The 16,521-nt window shown below is 64.3% G+C and carries 6 protein-coding genes; 1 reads left to right on the top strand and 5 read right to left on the bottom strand.

Annotation, left to right across the window (positions count from 1 at the left end; genetic code table 11):
- Positions 1–6: 6 nt before the first annotated feature.
- Positions 7–1,899 (bottom strand): ABC transporter ATP-binding protein, encoded by a 1,893-nt coding sequence (locus ACOYYX_RS26610; RefSeq protein ID WP_422925323.1) that lies wholly within the window; start codon positions 1,897–1,899, stop codon positions 7–9.
- A gap of 1,242 nt (positions 1,900–3,141) precedes the next feature.
- On the opposite strand from ACOYYX_RS26610, the gene ACOYYX_RS26605 reads away from it, so the two are divergent.
- A complete protein-coding gene (locus ACOYYX_RS26605) occupies positions 3,142–3,417 on the top strand; it encodes a hypothetical protein (protein WP_422925321.1) in 276 nt (91 codons plus the stop codon).
- Between the two features lie 312 nt (positions 3,418–3,729).
- Here ACOYYX_RS26605 and ACOYYX_RS26600 read toward each other — a convergent pair whose 3' ends face one another.
- From ACOYYX_RS26600 to ACOYYX_RS26585, 4 genes are all read right to left on the bottom strand, one after another.
- On the bottom strand, positions 3,730–12,651 hold the full coding sequence (locus ACOYYX_RS26600; RefSeq protein WP_422925319.1) for a GH36-type glycosyl hydrolase domain-containing protein: 8,922 nt from the start codon (positions 12,649–12,651) through the stop codon (positions 3,730–3,732).
- A gap of 861 nt (positions 12,652–13,512) precedes the next feature.
- Positions 13,513–14,445 carry an alpha/beta hydrolase gene (locus tag ACOYYX_RS26595; protein ID WP_422925317.1) on the bottom strand — a complete coding sequence of 311 codons (933 nt, stop codon included), beginning with the start codon at positions 14,443–14,445 and terminating at the stop codon, positions 13,513–13,515.
- Between the two features lie 152 nt (positions 14,446–14,597).
- Complete coding sequence (locus ACOYYX_RS26590) at positions 14,598–14,930, bottom strand: hypothetical protein (RefSeq protein ID WP_422925315.1); 333 nt, start codon at positions 14,928–14,930, stop codon at positions 14,598–14,600.
- A 153-nt stretch (positions 14,931–15,083) separates the two neighbouring features.
- On the bottom strand, positions 15,084–16,160 hold the full coding sequence (locus ACOYYX_RS26585; RefSeq protein ID WP_422925313.1) for a sulfate/molybdate ABC transporter ATP-binding protein: 1,077 nt from the start codon (positions 16,158–16,160) through the stop codon (positions 15,084–15,086).
- Positions 16,161–16,521 lie beyond the last annotated feature (361 nt).

Genomic DNA, 16,521 nt, shown 5'->3' with positions numbered 1-16,521 from the left:
TGGGCGTCAGGCGATCAGCTTCAGTTCTTCCATGACAAGTTCGAGCGACGCGGCCGCCTCGCCGACGGGGACCCCTTCGGAGGCCGAGCGAATCAGGTCGTTGAAGACGCCGCCTCGAAGTTCGAGTTCCTCATATGTACCGCTCTCGACCACCTGACCTTCGTTGAAGACGAAGATGCGGTCGGCGTCGAGAAGGGTCGTCAGCCGGTGTGCGACCAGGATCACCGTGCGGTCCTGGCGTGCCCGGAGGATCGCCTGCTGCACGCTCCGCTCGCTGATGTTGTCGAGCGCCGAGGTCCCCTCGTCGAGGATCAGGACCGGCGGATTCTTGAGGAAGACCCGGGCCAAGGCGAGCCGCTGACGCTGGCCGCCCGAGAGGTTCTGGCCACGCTCGGTGACGCGGGCGTTGTAACCGCCGGGCGTCGCCATGATCTCGTCGTGGATGCAAGCCAGGCGGGCCGCACGACGGATCTGGTCGAGCGTCGCCTCCCCTTCATAGCCGTACGCGATGTTCTCGGCGATGGTGCCGGAGAAGACGAACGGGTTCTGCCCGACGTAGCCGATCAGGCGGCCGATCGATTCGCGTGAGACCGACTCGAGCGGGACTCCGCCGATCTCGGCGCTGCCGCCGCTGGGGTGCGTCAGCCGCATCATGACCCGGAGCCAGGTCGACTTGCCGCAGCCCGAACGACCGGCGACGCCGATCGTCTCGCCATGGCGGACCGTCAGGGAGACGCCGTTCAGCGCCCGCCTGAGCGTCCCGTCCGGCGTCCGATAGTCGACGGTCAGGTCGTGGCAGGCGAACAGCGGTGCGCCGACCTCGAGCCGAGGCTCCTGCGGGTTGAGCGGGCTGAACGATCGGTCGGACGGCTGATTCAGGATGTCGACGAGGTCCCCCACGCGAAGGCTGCTCTCGTGGGCCTCGTCGATGAATCGGTGGATCTCATTCAGCGGCGCCATCACGTTCAGGAAGAGGACCGAGAACGTCAGGATGTCGCCATAGCGGATGCCGCCTTGGACGAACAGGGTCACGGCGAAGGCGATGACGAGCAGGTGGAAGAAGCCTTCGTTGAGCGCCTTGCCGCAGCCGAAGAGCGACATCTCGAAGTGGTGCCGCAACTCCTTCGACCGTCGACGCTCGGCGGCCCGCTCGACGCGGCCGATCTCCTGGACGTGGGTGTGGGCGGCTCGGACGTAGTCGATGCCCGTGAGTTGCTCGACGACCGTACCGTCCATCTCCTCGCGGCTCCGCAGCAGGCCAAGCCGCACGCCCTTCTGGGTGAGGAGTTGCCAGATCGTCAGGCCGACCGAGACCGGGATCACGCCGGCCATCGCCAGGGCGATCCTGGGCTGCTTGGAGACCGCGGCCGTGAGGGCGAAGGTCCCCGTCAGGATCGCCGGAAAGAAGTCGAGGAAGCTGATCCGCAGGAAGCGGACGAAGCCCTCGACGCTCCGCGTGATCCGGCCGTGGAGAGACCCCACTTGATCCTGGGAGATCGAGGCCAGCTCGACCGTCATCAGGTGCGAGACCAGCTTCACGCACATATCGCGGTCGATCCGGGTGCAAGTCTTTTCGACGAGATAGCGGCGGAGGACGTTGAGCCCTTCACGCAAGATATAAGCGCATCCGATCAGCGCGAGGTAGTACGCCGCGACGCTGCGGATGCCCCCCGGCCCCAACGCTTGCTGCGACTCGGGGTTGACCGCGTCGACGAGCTTGCCGAGGAACAGCGGGATCGCCGTCCAGGCCGCGCTGGTCCCGCTCATCACCACGACGGCGGCGGCCAATGCGAGCCGCTGCCGCCAGGCGACCAAGCGCCATACCTCGCGTCCTCTATGGGCGATGGTGCGGAGTTCGCGCCAAAAGCCTTTGAGCGGCATGTACAGTCGCTGAGCCATCGTCATATCACCTGGTCGAATCGGGAAGTGTCGGCGGATGTGGAAACTACGTCGGGTCGAGTCGATCGAACGGAGGTAACTTCGGGGTTCAGTCGGCGGAAGAGAGAGGAATTATCCCCTCAACCGGGCCCATCAGGCCGGGTTGGATCGCGGGGGAAAAGTAAGCGGTTGAAGAAGGGAGTTGCCGCTTACGCCCTGGAACAGAAGGCAATGCCCGTGCCGAGTGCTCGGACTAAACATTTCTTCACAAGCCTTCACCTTGAAAGGTCCCGAGAAAGGGCTTTACGTCCTACTTTATGAATCGTTGAGGGCACACAGGAACAAGAGTCTCAAAATGCTAACGTGCACCCAAAATTCGGCAAGTCGGTTTCCACGGCGATGTGCCCATTTTCTAGGCAAAAGTCGACCTGGGGCCGAGACAATAAAATATCATATTCCGATTCAAAATTCTGGCGACGGGTTTCGAGGCGACGTGAGGGGGTCTCTTCTTCGCCGGCGCTCAAGGCTGCCCGGCGGGAAAAGCTTGCCCTGCCCACTCCGTACTTCTACGCAGGAGTGGGGGTGGGATGCGAAGTCGTTTTTGGATTTCTACGGAATATTCCGAGATCCTTCATCTGGCCTTATCAACAGTCTGTCACCATAGAATCGAAGTCGTCGAGCCGCATTATTATGATGAGAGTGACGCCAGCCCGCTCGCAATCTCGATCACGTGTTGGAGGAATATCCAACCTTACGGACTGGGCTGACAAACTGTAGCGACTCTGGGCAATGGTGCCCCACACTCGCTCTCATGGGGCGTACCAAAAGCAGAACATGCATGCATACAAAGGCCGCGAGAGCGGCCGAGGTTGGGCCGAAATCGAGAATTCTGTAACTTCCAGTTAGCGGCTCCCAATCAACTTTACGTACTAGTCTGCGTCCAAAATCTCTCTGAGCCTTTCCGACGAAATCACCGATCTCCATGAACCACGCTCCGACTCCTCTGCCATTCTCAAGGCTCGACGGCCTGCGACTCTTCAAATTCGCCACTCTCTCGCACGGCACCTCCGCAAAGTCATGTTAAACGAGATGCTGCACCGCTAGCTCTTCCATGACGGCTTTGCCAACGTCCGTTAAACATTCGATCAAGATGTCCTGCTTTCAGACGTTAATCGTGTCCAGGTAATCGAGGGGCATGCCATTTGCTCCTCCACATGGCGTACGATGCAACTCTCCGCCTTGCTTGTTAAGGAGGGAAATCTGATGATGAATAGTGAACTTGTCAAATCGTCTACGACTCCTGCTGCCTCCCCCGTCGCCACTGGAACCGCAGGGATTGGCGAAGTTAGCAAAGGTGGAGACCGGCTCTCGTTCAATACGCTGAACGCAACCTTCGCGTTCGAGGAAACCCTGATTGTCGACGATCGGACGGGCGTCCGACCGGCGCAGACCGTGGAAAACAAGCTCTCCTCCCGGCTTAAGGAGGCCACGTTGCCGGTTAGCCACCTTCAGATGCGCGGCATGCTCCGGAGCCGATGAGGGGCTTGCTTCCCGTTCTTCCGAGATCCGAAATCCTTTCGGAACTCAACTTCTCACATTCCCCCGCGACTGTCTGCCCGATCCCTCGCCCATATCGCCCAAGTAAGGCGAGGGAAAGCAGTCCACCTCGGTGATGTGTCTCCCCATACATTCACTTTTGCAATAAAAAGTACAATTTCCGGCAATTCATTGAGAATTGTTCCAATGTTCAGTCGGAGATAACCCGAGGCGCGCAAGGGTAGGGACCTGGACTTACGTCTCAGGCCCCTTATACCATGCGCGTGGGGTGTTCTCCGACGGCGACCGACAGGGTCAGTCCTTGCTTTCCCCAAGGACGACCTCAACGTTATGCTCGCGTCCGTCGTCGACGAGCGGGATGACTTTGCCGGTTAAAGGTTCATTGTCGAGCGTCACTTTGCTCACGCCCCGGCCGATGCCCTCGGGGTTCGTGACGACGATTCGATAGCGAGCGCTTCCTTTGCGGTAGCTGAGGGTGAAGCTCGACCAGTCGCCGGGGATCTTCGGATCCAGTTCCAGGCGATCGCCGTGGATCTGGAAGCCGAGGATTGCCTCGAGCCCGACCCGGTAGAACCAGGCGGCCGAGCCGGTGTACCAGGTCCAGCCTCCTCGCCCCGTGTGAGGGGCCTGGCCGTACACATCGGCGGCGACCACGTAAGGCTCGACCTTGTAGCGAGCCACCGACTCCGCGTCGCCCGAATGCGTGATGGGGTTCAGCATCCGGAAGAGCTCGAAGGCCCGTCGCCCGTCGCCTTGGAGTGCGGTCGCATACACAACCCAGGTTGCTGCGTGCGTGTATTGCCCGCCGTTTTCCCGGATCCCCGGGACGTACCCCTTGATATACCCCGGCTTGAGCGTGCCGGTATCGAAGGGCGGATTCAGCAGCAGGATCAAGTTATCATTTTGGCGCACAAGCGATTCTTCGACGGCGGCCATGGCCTGGCTCGCCCTCCGAGGATCCCCCGCACCCGAGATGACGGCCCAGGCCTGCGCGATCGCGTCGATCTTGCACTCGTCGTTCTCGGACGAGCCGAGGGGCGTGCCGTCGTCGAAGTAGGCGCGTCGATACCAGGAGCCGTCCCAGGCTTCCTTCTCGACGGCCGCCCGCAAGGCCTCGGCATGGTCGCGGCAGAGACGGGCCGTGCCCGCGTCCCCTCGCGAATCGGCCAGGACCGCGAACCGCGTCAGGACGGCGATCTGGAACCAGGCATTCCAGACGCTCTCTCCACGGCCGTGGTTGCCGACCCGGTTCATTCCGTCGTTCCAGTCGCCTGTGCCGATCAAGGGGAGCCCGTGGACGCCCGTCTTCATCCCATTCTTGATGGCACGGACGCAATGGTCGTAGACCGGCTCCGAGACCTCGGAGGTCGGGGGCGCCTCGTACGACTCTTCCTGCCCTTCGGCGAGCAGGGGGGCCTTGAGGTACGTGATGGACTCGTCGAGGACGCTCGCGTCGCCAGTCGTCGTGACGTAGTGGGCCACGACGAACGGGAGCCAGAGGTAGTCGTCGGAAATCCGCGTCCGGACGCCGCGACCGACGGGGGGATGCCACCAGTGCTGGACGTCCCCCTCGAGAAACTGGCGGGCGGCGGAACGCTTGATCTGGGCTCGGGCCTCGTCGGGTGCCCCGTAGACCAGGGCCATCGCGTCCTGGAGTTGGTCGCGAAACCCGTAGGCCCCGCCCGACTGGTAGAAGGCCGAGCGTCCCCAGACGCGGCAGCTCAACACCTGATATGGGAGCCAGCGATTGAGCAGCAGGTTCATCGCCGCGTCGGGCGTCTCGACCTGGACCGTCCCGAGGAACGAATCCCAGTGCCCCTGCACCTTGCCCCATTCGTCCTCGGTACGCTGGGCGTCCCGATAGCGACGGACGAAGTCGAGGGCCTCGCCCCGGTTCGACGCCTCGCCCAGGAAGAAGACGAGGACTTTCTCCTCGCCCGGCGCGAGCGTGAACTTCGCCTGGATCGCACCGCAGGGGTCGAGTGCGGCGCCGACGCGACCCGATAGCCCCTCGCGACGCAAGGCGGCCGGCGCGGCGGTCGAGCCGTAGCGCCCGAGGAACTCACCGCGATCGCCTGTCGCCGAGGTCGTCACCACGCTCGAGCCGACGAACGCCACGCGTTCGGAGAAGTCGGTCCGGAACGCATTGCTGGCGAGGAGCGAGTCGGTCTCCGGGTCGAGCTCGGTGACGACCTGCGACGCGGTCATGTCGCGGTTCGTCCCCAGGACCCACTCGACGTAGAAGGTGGCATCGAGCCGCCGCTCTTCGCCCGACGTGTTGTTCAGCTTGAGCCGGACGAGCTTGACCGGATCTTCGTTGGCGACGAAGAGGGTCAGCTCGGAGTGGATCCCGCCGCAGAGCCGCTCGAAGGACGTGTACCCCTGGCCGTGACGGACCAGCGTGTTCGAGGCCGAGGCGATCGGCAGGGGCGTGGGGGACCAGACCTCGCCCGTGTCGAGGTCACGCAGGTAGACGACCTCGCCCGCGGGGTCGACGACGGGGTCGTTGCTCCAGGGGGTGAGCCGGTTCTGCTGACTGTTGCCCGCCCAGGTATAGCCCGCCCCCCCTTCGGAGACGATGAAGCCGAACTGCGGGTTCGAGACGACGTTGATCCAGGGGGCGGGAGGGAGGACCGGGTGCGGGTTCGGCTCGGATCGGGGCTTGCCGTTCCGACGCACATAGGTATTCCCCGATCCTCGGACGTTCAGCACGTATTCACGCCCATCGGCGCTGAAGCCGCCGAGGCCGTTGCCGAACTGCAGGTCGGCCGGCATCGGGATCTCGATGCCGAGGTCCCCCTTCGGCTCTCGCGTCGGATTCAAAGGGTCCGGCAGCGTCGGCATCCGCTCGATGCGGTCGAGCTGCGTGACGAGCGGGCCGCGCTCGCCGATGAAGACGACGCGGGCGACGGCCTCGACGAGGTTGACCCCCTCGGGCGTCAGTTGCGAGCCGCTCCGCAGGAAGATACCGCCAGGCTTGTCGACCAGGTCGCGGGAATCGCTCGAGCGGACGAGATCGAGCAACTGCTGGTTGCCCTCGTTGAAGTAGACCGACGTATCCTCGTTGAGCAAGACGAGGTCGAAATCGAGGCCCTTGAGTTTGAGGAACGAGTGGGCCAGGAGGAGGTCTCGGGCCAGGCCGATCTCCGCCGTGTTCGCGATCCGGACCAGGACGATCGGCAGGTCGCCGGAGATCCCATACCGCCAGAGGCCCGTCTGATCGAGCCGATTGGCGGCGATCACCGAGGGCGCGGCCCTGAGCGTCTGCGCGGCGAAGAGGATGTGCGACGCCAGCCTCTGATAGAGCGGCTCGTCATCGGACGACCAGCCGCGATGGCGATGCTCGACCTGGCTCTGCGCCCAGCAGAGCTCGAACACGCGAATCGATGCCGTCGACTGGTGGAAGTGGTCCGCGAGGCTCAGCGCCTCCTCGCGGGTGTCGACGAAGGCCGTCGCATAGGCGAGGATCGCTGACTCGCCCGGGGCGATCCGGAACCGATGCCGGAGGCTGAAGATCGGGTCGAGGACCGGGCCGGTCGTCCCCGAGAGGGAGAGGCCCTTGTTGATCGCCTCGGGGTCTGCGGTCGTCCGACCGCGACCGATGAAGCGGGCGCGGTCAGTCTCGAACTGGGTCGTCCCCTGGAGCTTGGCCTCGGCCGCCGCGACGTGGACGAGGAAGACGGGGCGTTCCTCGGCCGATCGGGGCCGGCGATGGCAGAAGAGGGCCTCGGAGCCGGGGATCCACTCGGTCTCGAGGAAGAGCTTGCCGAACGCCGGGTGGGCCCGGTCGGCCGCGCGTGGGCCGGCGACGAGCTCGACGTAGCTCGTCAGCTCGATCTCGTGCGGCTGGCCGTCGTGGTTCGCGATGGTGATCCGTCGGACCTCCGCGCAACGCTCGGTCGAGACGGCGACCTCCATCATCGTCTCGATCTTGCCGTCCAGGCGCCGGAAAACCGCCTTGTCCGACGAGAACGTCACCTCATAGTCGTCGGCCGGCCTGGCGATCGGCGTGTAGCCCGCCGACCAGACGGAGCCACCCGTGAGGTCATGAACATAATAGAACTGACCGTAGGCGTCGCGGGTGGCGTCCTCCCGCCAGCGCGACACGTCGAAGCCGCGGCAGGTGCTGTAGCCCGACCCGGCGTTCGTGAGCATGACGTGGTACTGAGAGTTCGAGAGCAGGTGCGTGCGGGGCGAGGGGGTCATCGGGCTGGTGAGCCGCCGGCTCAGGAGCGGCGGCCTCCCGACCTTCTCCTCCTCCTCGTGCGCCAGCGGTGCCGCCGCTTCCGGCTCCTCCGTCTCGATCACGGGCGCATCGCGGGGGACGCGTTCCTGGAGCAGCAAATCGACGGCCTTGACCATCGGGTCGGAATGGAACCGTCGCGGCATCGGCTCGTCGAGGACGGTGTTGGTCAGGGCGACCAGGCTCATCCCTTGGTGATGCGCCATGTACGACCGCACGACGGCGTAGTGCCTGCCGCGGGGGACGCGTTCCCTGGTGAAGTCGAGGGCCTCGTAGTAGCCGTAAGACCCGAGTGCCCCCTCATTGGCCAGGCGTCTCAGGTTCTCCAGCGCCTCGCGAGGGGCGACCATCGTCGCCAACGCGGTGGCGTAGGGGGCGACGACCAGGTCCTTGTCGAGGCCCCGCTTCAGGCCGAGGCCCGGGGTGCCGAACGATTGGTAGTGGTAGTCCCCCTCGGCCGCCTGCGCATTGTAGGCCGATTCCGAATTGCCCCAGGGGATGCCGTGCTCCTTGCCGTACTCGATCTGGCGACCGACGGCCGTCTCGCAGGCCTGGGAGAGCAGGGTCCCCGGTAGGCTCTTGAGCATGAGGCGGGGCATCAGGTACTCGAACATCGTGCCGCCCCACGAGACCAGGCCGAGTTTGGCCGCCGCGCGGATGTAAGGCCGGCCGAGCTGGAACCAGTGCCGACGAGGAGCCTCGCCGCGGGCCACCGTCAGGAAGCTGGTCAGGCACGACTCGGAGGCGAGCAGGTCATAGCAGGCCCCGTCGAGCCGACCTTGTACGAGGTTGCAGCCGATCGCGAAGAGGTGACGCTCCGGCTTGTACAAGGGGCGGAAGTCCATCCCGGCGGCAAGCGCCGAGGACCGAGCGATCAAGGAGTCGATGCGAGCGAGCAGATCGCCCCCACTCGACTCCCGCAATTCTGCGACGACCTTGGACAGCCCCGAACCGGCCTGCCCATCCTGCGTCAAGGCCTCAAACCGGCTCACGACGTCTTCGGGAAGCGTCGAGACCGCCTTCAGGGAATTCAGACGCGCGAGAATCTCGCGGGCCGCCTGGCGATGATCCAGGCTCGACGGATCGGCCTTCGCCTTCTCGAGCCAATCCCGCAACGAGCCGACCCACGGCGCGAGCGAGGCGAGTTCCGCCCGACGCTCGTGGACCGTGGACAGGGTCTTCCGCGACCAGTATTCGGCTCGTTCGAGCGACTTCACCAGGCTGTCGGAGTGGTCTCGTGAGAGCTGCTCGGTATCGGCCGTGGCGAGCCGTCCGGGCTTGGGCTCGTCGACCGCGGTGATCGCGCCGGCGGGGATGCCCGACTCGGCCGCGAGCGTCTTCAACTGGCCGAGGAGTGCGCTCACGGCCCAATCGAACTGCCCAAGCCACTCATCCCAGCCGAGCAGGTCAGCGGGGATCACGTCGAGCTGGGCCTCGAGCCGGCGGAAGCCCTCCTCAATGGCCTTATATGTCGCGGCGGCCTCGGAGCCAGACGGAGTCCGGATCGAGCGGAAGGCCTCGAAGGCTAGGCCCAGGATGTCCCGGAAACCGTCGGCCACCTCGGCTCCAAGGAGGGGGCCGTTTGCCTTTTCCTTCAGGCCCGCCCGGAGCGCGACGAGGCAGCCGAGCAGGTTGCCGCTATCGACCGTCGAGACGTACTGCGGGGCGAGCGGTTCCAGGGTCTTGGTGTCATACCAGTTGTAGAAGTGCCCCCAGTGTTTCTGCATCTTCTCGAACGTGTCGAAGGTCTTCTCCAGCCGCTCGACGAGGTTGCGGAACCCGAGGTAGCCTAGGTCGTGGGCGGCCAGGGTCGAGAGCAGTAGCAAACCTTGATTGGTCGGGGACGTCCGGTGGGCGATCCGGCCGTCGGGGATCTCCTGGAAGTTGTCGGGAGGGAGCCAGTTGTCCTCGTCGCCGACGAACCGTTCGAAGAAGTGCCACGTCCTCCTGGCGACTCGGCGCAGCTCTCGACGATCTTCGGTCGTCAGGGGAGACTCGGCGATCGGCTTCGGCTGGCTGACCCAATATGCCACGAGGGGGGAGAGCAACCAGGCGAGCAGCAAGGGGGACGCGGCCCACATCGCTCCCGGGTTAACGGCCAGGATCAGGCCGGCGATCATGATCGCCAGTGCGGGTGCCTGCCACATCGTGAGGGCGAAGTTGGCGATCCCCGAGCCGAGGCGGCGCTCGGTCGACGCGGCCGTCTCCCACTCGAGGAGGTTCCGGTGGGTCACGAAGAGGCGGACCAGCGTCCGGATCATCGCGTCGAGCGAGATCCTCGCCTGGTTCGCCAGGAACGTGATCGAGAACAGCACCTGAGCCATCAAAGCGGGGACGCTATCTCGGAGCCTCAGGAGCCCCGACAGCGAGCCGCTGCGCCCGCAGCTCACGAGGGTGGCGAACACCGTCTGGAGCAAGGGCAGGGCGGGGATCGTGAGGGCGATCGCCGTCCAGCGCCAGGCCGAGCCGGGCAGGACGGTCCAGGCCAGAATCAGGAAGAGGACCAACGCAGGCGGCACAAGGCTGCGCCGCAGGTTATCGAAGAGCTTCCAGCGCTCGAGGATCGGCAGCGGGTTTCGACGCATCCCATAAGGGGTCGGCATCTGGCTCCCAAGCCATGGGAGGAGCTGCCAATCACCCCGGATCCAGCGATGCTCGCGGCGAGCATAGGCGTGATAACGCGCGGGGAAGTCGTCGAAGAACTCCGTGTCGGTCGTGAGCCCGCAGCGGGCGAAGTTCCCCTCGATCAGGTCGTGGCTCAGGATGCGGTTCTCGGGGAAGACCTCCCCCGTGGCCGCTTCGAATGCGTCGACGTCGTAGATACCCTTACCGGTGAAGCTGCCGACGCCGAAGAGGTCCATGTAGCTGTCGGAGGCCGCCGACGAGTAGGGATCGATCCCTCCGGAGGCCGCGAGCACGGCGGCGAACCGGGAGTGCGTCGCCGCCGTGAGGTGGAAGCTCACTCTCGGCTGCAAGACCCCGTGCCCTTCCAGCACGCGATGATTGTACGCGTCCATCCTCGGGATGTTGAGCGGGTGGGCCAGGGTCCCGACCAGGCGTCGGGCCGTGTCGCGCGGCATCTGTGTGTCAGCGTCGAGCGTGATCACGAAACGGGCCCGAGGCAGGTCGGCGAGGTCGCAACTCACGTAGGCATAGCCGGTTCGTCGGTCCCCGCGCAGGAGCCGGTTGAACTCCTGGAGCTTGCCTCGCTTCCGCTCCCAGCCCATCCAGCAACCCTGCGCCGGGTTCCAACCGCGACGGCGATGGAAGATGAAGAAGAGGTCGGGGCCGTTCGGCGAGTGGCGTTCATTGAGCTCTCGGACGCGGGCCAGGGCGTCCTGGATGTACCCTTCGTCCTCCGGCGCATGCTCCTGCGGCGAGTCGGCGAAGTCCGTGAGCAGGGCGAACCTGAGCTGGGCGTCGGGGTTCGCCAGGTAGTGGATCTCGAGCCGCTCCAGAAGGTTGGCCGCGCTCCTGGGCCCGATCAGCATGCTCGGCATCACGACGAACGTCGAGCAGTCGGCCGGGATCCCTTCCTTGAACTCCAGCTTGGGGAGCACCCGAGGGGGAAGGACCAACGTGAGGACGTGGTTCACGATCCCGACGGCCAGCTCGCTCACCGGGAGGAGTAGTACAAGGATCAGGATCGCCCACATTTCCAAAGTTAAGGAAGCGGCCGTGCCGCCCTTGGGCAAGAAAATGCCGACCAGAATCGCGAAGAGCAGGCCGATCGAACCGAAGTAGACCGCGCGAGGGTGTTCAAGGACCATCCTCAGGAGCCGCTCGCGGAAGGGCTCCTTGTAGTTCGAGAACGAAGACTTGAGCGTCGGCAAGCCTTCATCGATCAGGTAGTAGCCGACGTGGTTCCTGGCGGTATTTTGACCATTAGACTCTTGCGCGAGGGTCAGCGCACGCCGGGCTACGTCGCGCTCGTCTTCTCCCGAGGCTCGCGAGATCTTCTCCACAGAGCGGCGATAGCGGTCGCGCGTCCCGAAGTCCTGGGCGAGGTAGACCCCGGCCGGATCCTCTCGCAGGAGGTGCTCGACGACGCTGACCTTCTCGAAGACCGCATTCCAGTCCATAGCGGACAGGAGGCGCAGGCTGATGACACAGTTGCCGATCGAGATCTGGTTGGCGGCCTGTCTGCCGTGCTCGCGACGGATGACCTCATTCGCCTCGCCCCCCTGGGAGGCGAGCGTCTTTTCGAGCAACTGCAAGGCGGCGGAGCCCGCCGGGCCTCGATCTCGGAGTAACTGGAGCAGGCGGACGGCGAACGGGTCGGACAGGGAGCTCAGCTCCTTCGCGACCGCCTTATCCGGGGCGGAGGCGGGCGCCAGGGCCTCGGCGCGGGCTCGCTCGGCCCAGCCCCAGATCATCTGGTCGGAGAGCCTCCGCAGGTTCTCGACGAGGACCAGGCGGAACATCGTGGGCAAGGCCCAGATCTCGCCGATCGTCAGCGGCCTGACTTCCTGGAAGACCTGGATGTAGCGCGTGATCCTGGCCTCGTCGAGCTCGGCATCCGTGTGGGCGACGAGCGAGAGGGCCATCGCATGGACGCGAGGATAGCCGCGGACGGGATTGTCATTGAGCTTGGGGAGTTCGCGGTCGTAGCCCTGCGGGAAGTCCCGGCGCACCTCGCGCAGGACGTCCTCGACGATATAGAAATTATCGGCGAGCCATTCGGCATCGAGGCTCCGCCGTTGATTCTTCTTGTCCGTGGCCGAGACCTGCGTGAGCGCCTGATGGAGCAGCTTCGCATTCTCTTCGAAACGCCGCAGGAGGGGGCTGTTCGCCAGCTTCGGCTCTTCCAACTCGCAGACTTCCGCCAGTTGCCTGGCCTGGGCATCGAGGCCTTCCTGGCCGAGGAGCTCTGCTCGGATCGGATCTCGCCCCAGGGGATCCACCAACAATTGGGCCAACGTCCCGCCCGCCGACGAGTCGGCGGGAGCCTGCGCGGCGAAAGAAATACTCATCCCGTTCTCAATCTCCCAGGGCGAATTCGGACCCGTACCCGATCGATCCGGAGCCCGACAGCTCCGGAAACATATCCAGCACGGGCGTAGTCTGAGGCCGAGCCCACGCGCTCGCTATCTGTTCACTCAATGGAGGATCGCAACGATAAAACTCGGAGTGGAGATCACGAGTCAAGGGCGTTGGCGGGAAACCGCCCGGGCGAGGCAACTGCGACGTCGCTCGGGAGGTTCGTGTGGGCAATCCGACTCGGGCGAACACAGGGGCAATTTATGTGCCCAAGATGGCGAGCCACCGGAAAGATGGCGAGAACCATCGGGGTCAGTCTCGATCCGGGCGAACATGGGGATCATCCCGAAACGGATTTGAGCAGGGAGAAGGCGACAAGACCGCTGCTCGTCCTCGACTGGCCAGATCCCGATCCGCATGAGGGGAAAATCGCTCGAATCGCATCGAGCTAACCGGGAATCCGCCAGGTGAACGTAAGGACGGACGGAGAAATGACACGCTCCGGCACATAGGCCAGGTCGCACCTTCCACAGGATAATCGCTCCGAGGGTCCGACCTCAAGCGGATTGATCGTTCGAAGCATCTCGATTCGATGAAGGCGGATGAGCCGACGTCAGGTGGCAAGTCCGCTCTCGTTCTTGTCCCAAAGTCGGGAGGGGAGAGAGGTTCTTTCGGAAAGGCATAAGAATGTCCGAATGCGATATCCGGGCAAAAGAAGCGAAAAGTGGCGTAACTGCAGGATGCAATTTGCGAGGAGAGAGAAGGAAAACCTCGGAGGGAAACGTCCTCGTTCCGGGGCGAACGAAGACATCACTCCGAGGGTTCAACCTGAAACTATCGCGGATCTGTTAAAATCACAGACCCTGGCGAGCCAGGAAGCCCCGGTGCTTCAGCCAGGTTGCGCAAAGCTTGGGCCAGGCCTGAAAGGCCTCGTCCGGGGCGATGTTGTGGCTCGGCCAGCCAATCCCGATGCCGAGGCCGTGTTGCCCCTTTTCGAAGACGTGGAGCTCGACGGGCACGCCGGCCTTGCGCATGGCCAGCGCGTACAGTAGGCTGTTCTCGGGAGGCACGGCGGAATCCTCGTTCGTGTGAGCGAGGAAGGTCGGCGGCGTCTCTTTGGTAACCTGTGTCTCGTTGGAGAGGCTCTCGACCAATTCCTTGGATGGGGAGTCGCCCAGAAGGTTCTTGAGCGAGCCGGCATGGCCATAAGGGGTGGCCAGGGCAATGACGGGGTAGACGAGGATGGCTAGATCGGGCCGGGAACTCTCGCGGTCGATCGGATCCTTCGCATCGGCCTTCCCCTTATCAAAGTGGGTCGCGGCGGTCGAGGCCAGGTGCCCGCCGGCAGAGAAGCCGAGGATCCCGACGCGCTTGGGGTCGAGCTTCCACTCCTTGGCGTTCGCCCTGACCGTGCGGATCGCCCGCTGGGCGTCTTCGATCATCGCCGGGTGATGATATTTCGGCGCGAGGCGGTATTTCAGGACGACGGCCGTGACGCCCAGCGAGTTGAGCCAGTCGGCGACGTGTTTGCCTTCGTGCTCGGTCGCCAGGAAGCCATAGCCCCCGCCGGGGCAGACCACCACAGACGCGCCCGTCGCCTTCTCCGCCTCGGGTTTATAGACGGTCAGCGTGGGAATGTCGCCCGCGTGGAACTCGTCGCCGGTCTCCTTGCCGAGGGCGCCGGGCGCCCCTTCGGGCCAGAGCGGTAATGTCTTCGGCATCTCGGCCGCCGACAGGGTCGAGGCCGCCAGGGCCAGGACGAACAAGGATCCCAGGATCATCTGCATGGAGTTGCCTCGCCTTCAGCCTGCCGTTGAGGGTAGGTCACGACCGGCCCAGTTTGGCGGTGCCAAAAGGCCCTGTCAAACCTCTAGCGGCGACTCGGTTCCCCCTTCGGGTTGGGCGGCAGACCGGGCGAAGCTCCTGTCGGTCGAGAGGGTTATGAGTCGAGGAAGGCTGCGTAGATCTGCGCGACGTAGGGGACGCTCATCAGGTCCCCCTTATGCCAGGGGTCGCTGTCGGCCGCCTGCCACTCCCAGATGATGGGCGCGGGCTCGCCCTTCCTGGTCGTCTTCCCTCGCGAGACCGTGGCCAGGTAGTCGGCCAGGCTCGCGACCAGGGGAGAGGCCAGGCTCGCCCAGGCCCTCGGGTCCTTGCCGGCCGGTTGCCCGGCCGCCCGCCAGAGGCTATCGAGGCTGATCGTCCCGCTGTCGATGATCTCGACTTGCTGCTTGAGCGTCGCCACGGCCAGGCCAGATCCCGTTCTCGACATCGTCGGCCTCCTTTTCCTCGCGACCATGAATTAGGCTCTCGTCAGATCCAACCGTTGAACAATGGTTTGCGACGTTTCATCAGCAACGTCTCACCCATCGAGTTTCATGCTGATCAGAAGAACGGCGGCGGGTGCTCTCCTGGCATGCGTCGCTCAGGCCAAGGCCACGCCCGTCATCGCGGGAGCCGCGACGTCTTGAAACACCTGGATATTCCTGGGGGCGACGAAGACGTCGTCACCTTGCACGAGGTCGAGATCCTGCCTCCGGCCTCGGGTGATGACGGCATCGAGGCTCGAACCGTTGCGCAGCTCGAGTTCAAGACGGACGGCGCCACCGATCGGGGTCAGCCGGCGGACGGCGGCGGGCCAGGAGTGATGCCCGTTCTGCTCGCGCCGAATGTCGAAATCATGGGCCCGGACATAGATGGAGACGGGCCCGTCGGGGACATCGGCGCTCGTCGGGATCAGCATCCCCTGGCCAAGGATCGCAATGCCGCCGACGGTCTGGCCCCGGAGCACGTTCACTTGCCCGAGGAACTCGGTCACGAACGGCGATGATGGGTTGTCGTAGAGTTCTCCAGGGGGCCCGGACTGCTCGACGACCCCTCGGTTCACGACGACGATCCGGTCGGCGACCTCCGTCGCGTCTTCCTGGTCGTGGGTCACGAAGAGCGTCGTGACGGGGAACTCGTTGTGGAGCTCCCGGAGCCACGAACGCAGCTCCACCCGCACCTTGGCGTCGAGGGCGCCGAACGGTTCGTCGAGCAGGAGCAGGCGAGGCCGGGGTGCCAGGGCCCTCGCCAACGCGACTCGCTGACGCTGGCCCCCCGAGAGCTGGCCGGGGTAGCGATCCGCCAGGCCTTCGAGCTGGACGAGGTCGATCAGCGACTCGACCCGGGTGCGGACCTCGGCCCTCGGGAGCTTCCTCACCTCGAGTCCGAACGCGATGTTCTGACGCATCGTCATCCGGCGGAACAAAGCATAGTGCTGGAAGACGAAGCCCACGCCGCGCTCGCGAGTCGGTCGCTTGCTGACATCTTCGCCGTCCAGTAAGACGCGGCCCTCGTCGGGAGCATCCAGCCCGGCGATCACCCTCAGGATCGTGCTCTTGCCCGAGCCGGAGGGGCCCAGGATCGCCACGAGCTTGCCGGCCGGCGCCGAGAACGAAACGCCATCCAACGCGACGTAAGAACCGAAGCGTTTCTTGACTCCGTCGATCGTAATACTCATGCCAATCGTCCAGTGCGGACACGTCGACACTTCTTTTCGAAGAGATGCCCTTCCACGCGTCGCCTATCTTGCTTTTGTCGACCGTTTTAGTCAAGAAATTTTAGTGCAATCGGAGATGAGTTTTAGGCGAGAGGCGTCATCATCGATTCGAGTCGGAAATGGCGCGCAGCATCAATCTCGATCAATTTGATCGGAATGATGAAAATCAGACTTGACTCGGAAGCTGTTTCGCAGAATGATGTCACTCGTCCTCAACAACGATCGCTTTTCCGGAGCAACCATGGCCAACCATCTCCAGGCAAGCCGAAGGATGACACGCGTTCAATAGACGCACATCTTCAATTCAATCTTTGATCCGAAA

The organism is Singulisphaera chitinilytica, from assembly GCF_049331405.1.
Lineage (GTDB): Bacteria > Planctomycetota > Planctomycetia > Isosphaerales > Isosphaeraceae > PoT.
This window is presented reverse-complemented; position numbering and strand designations above follow the sequence as displayed.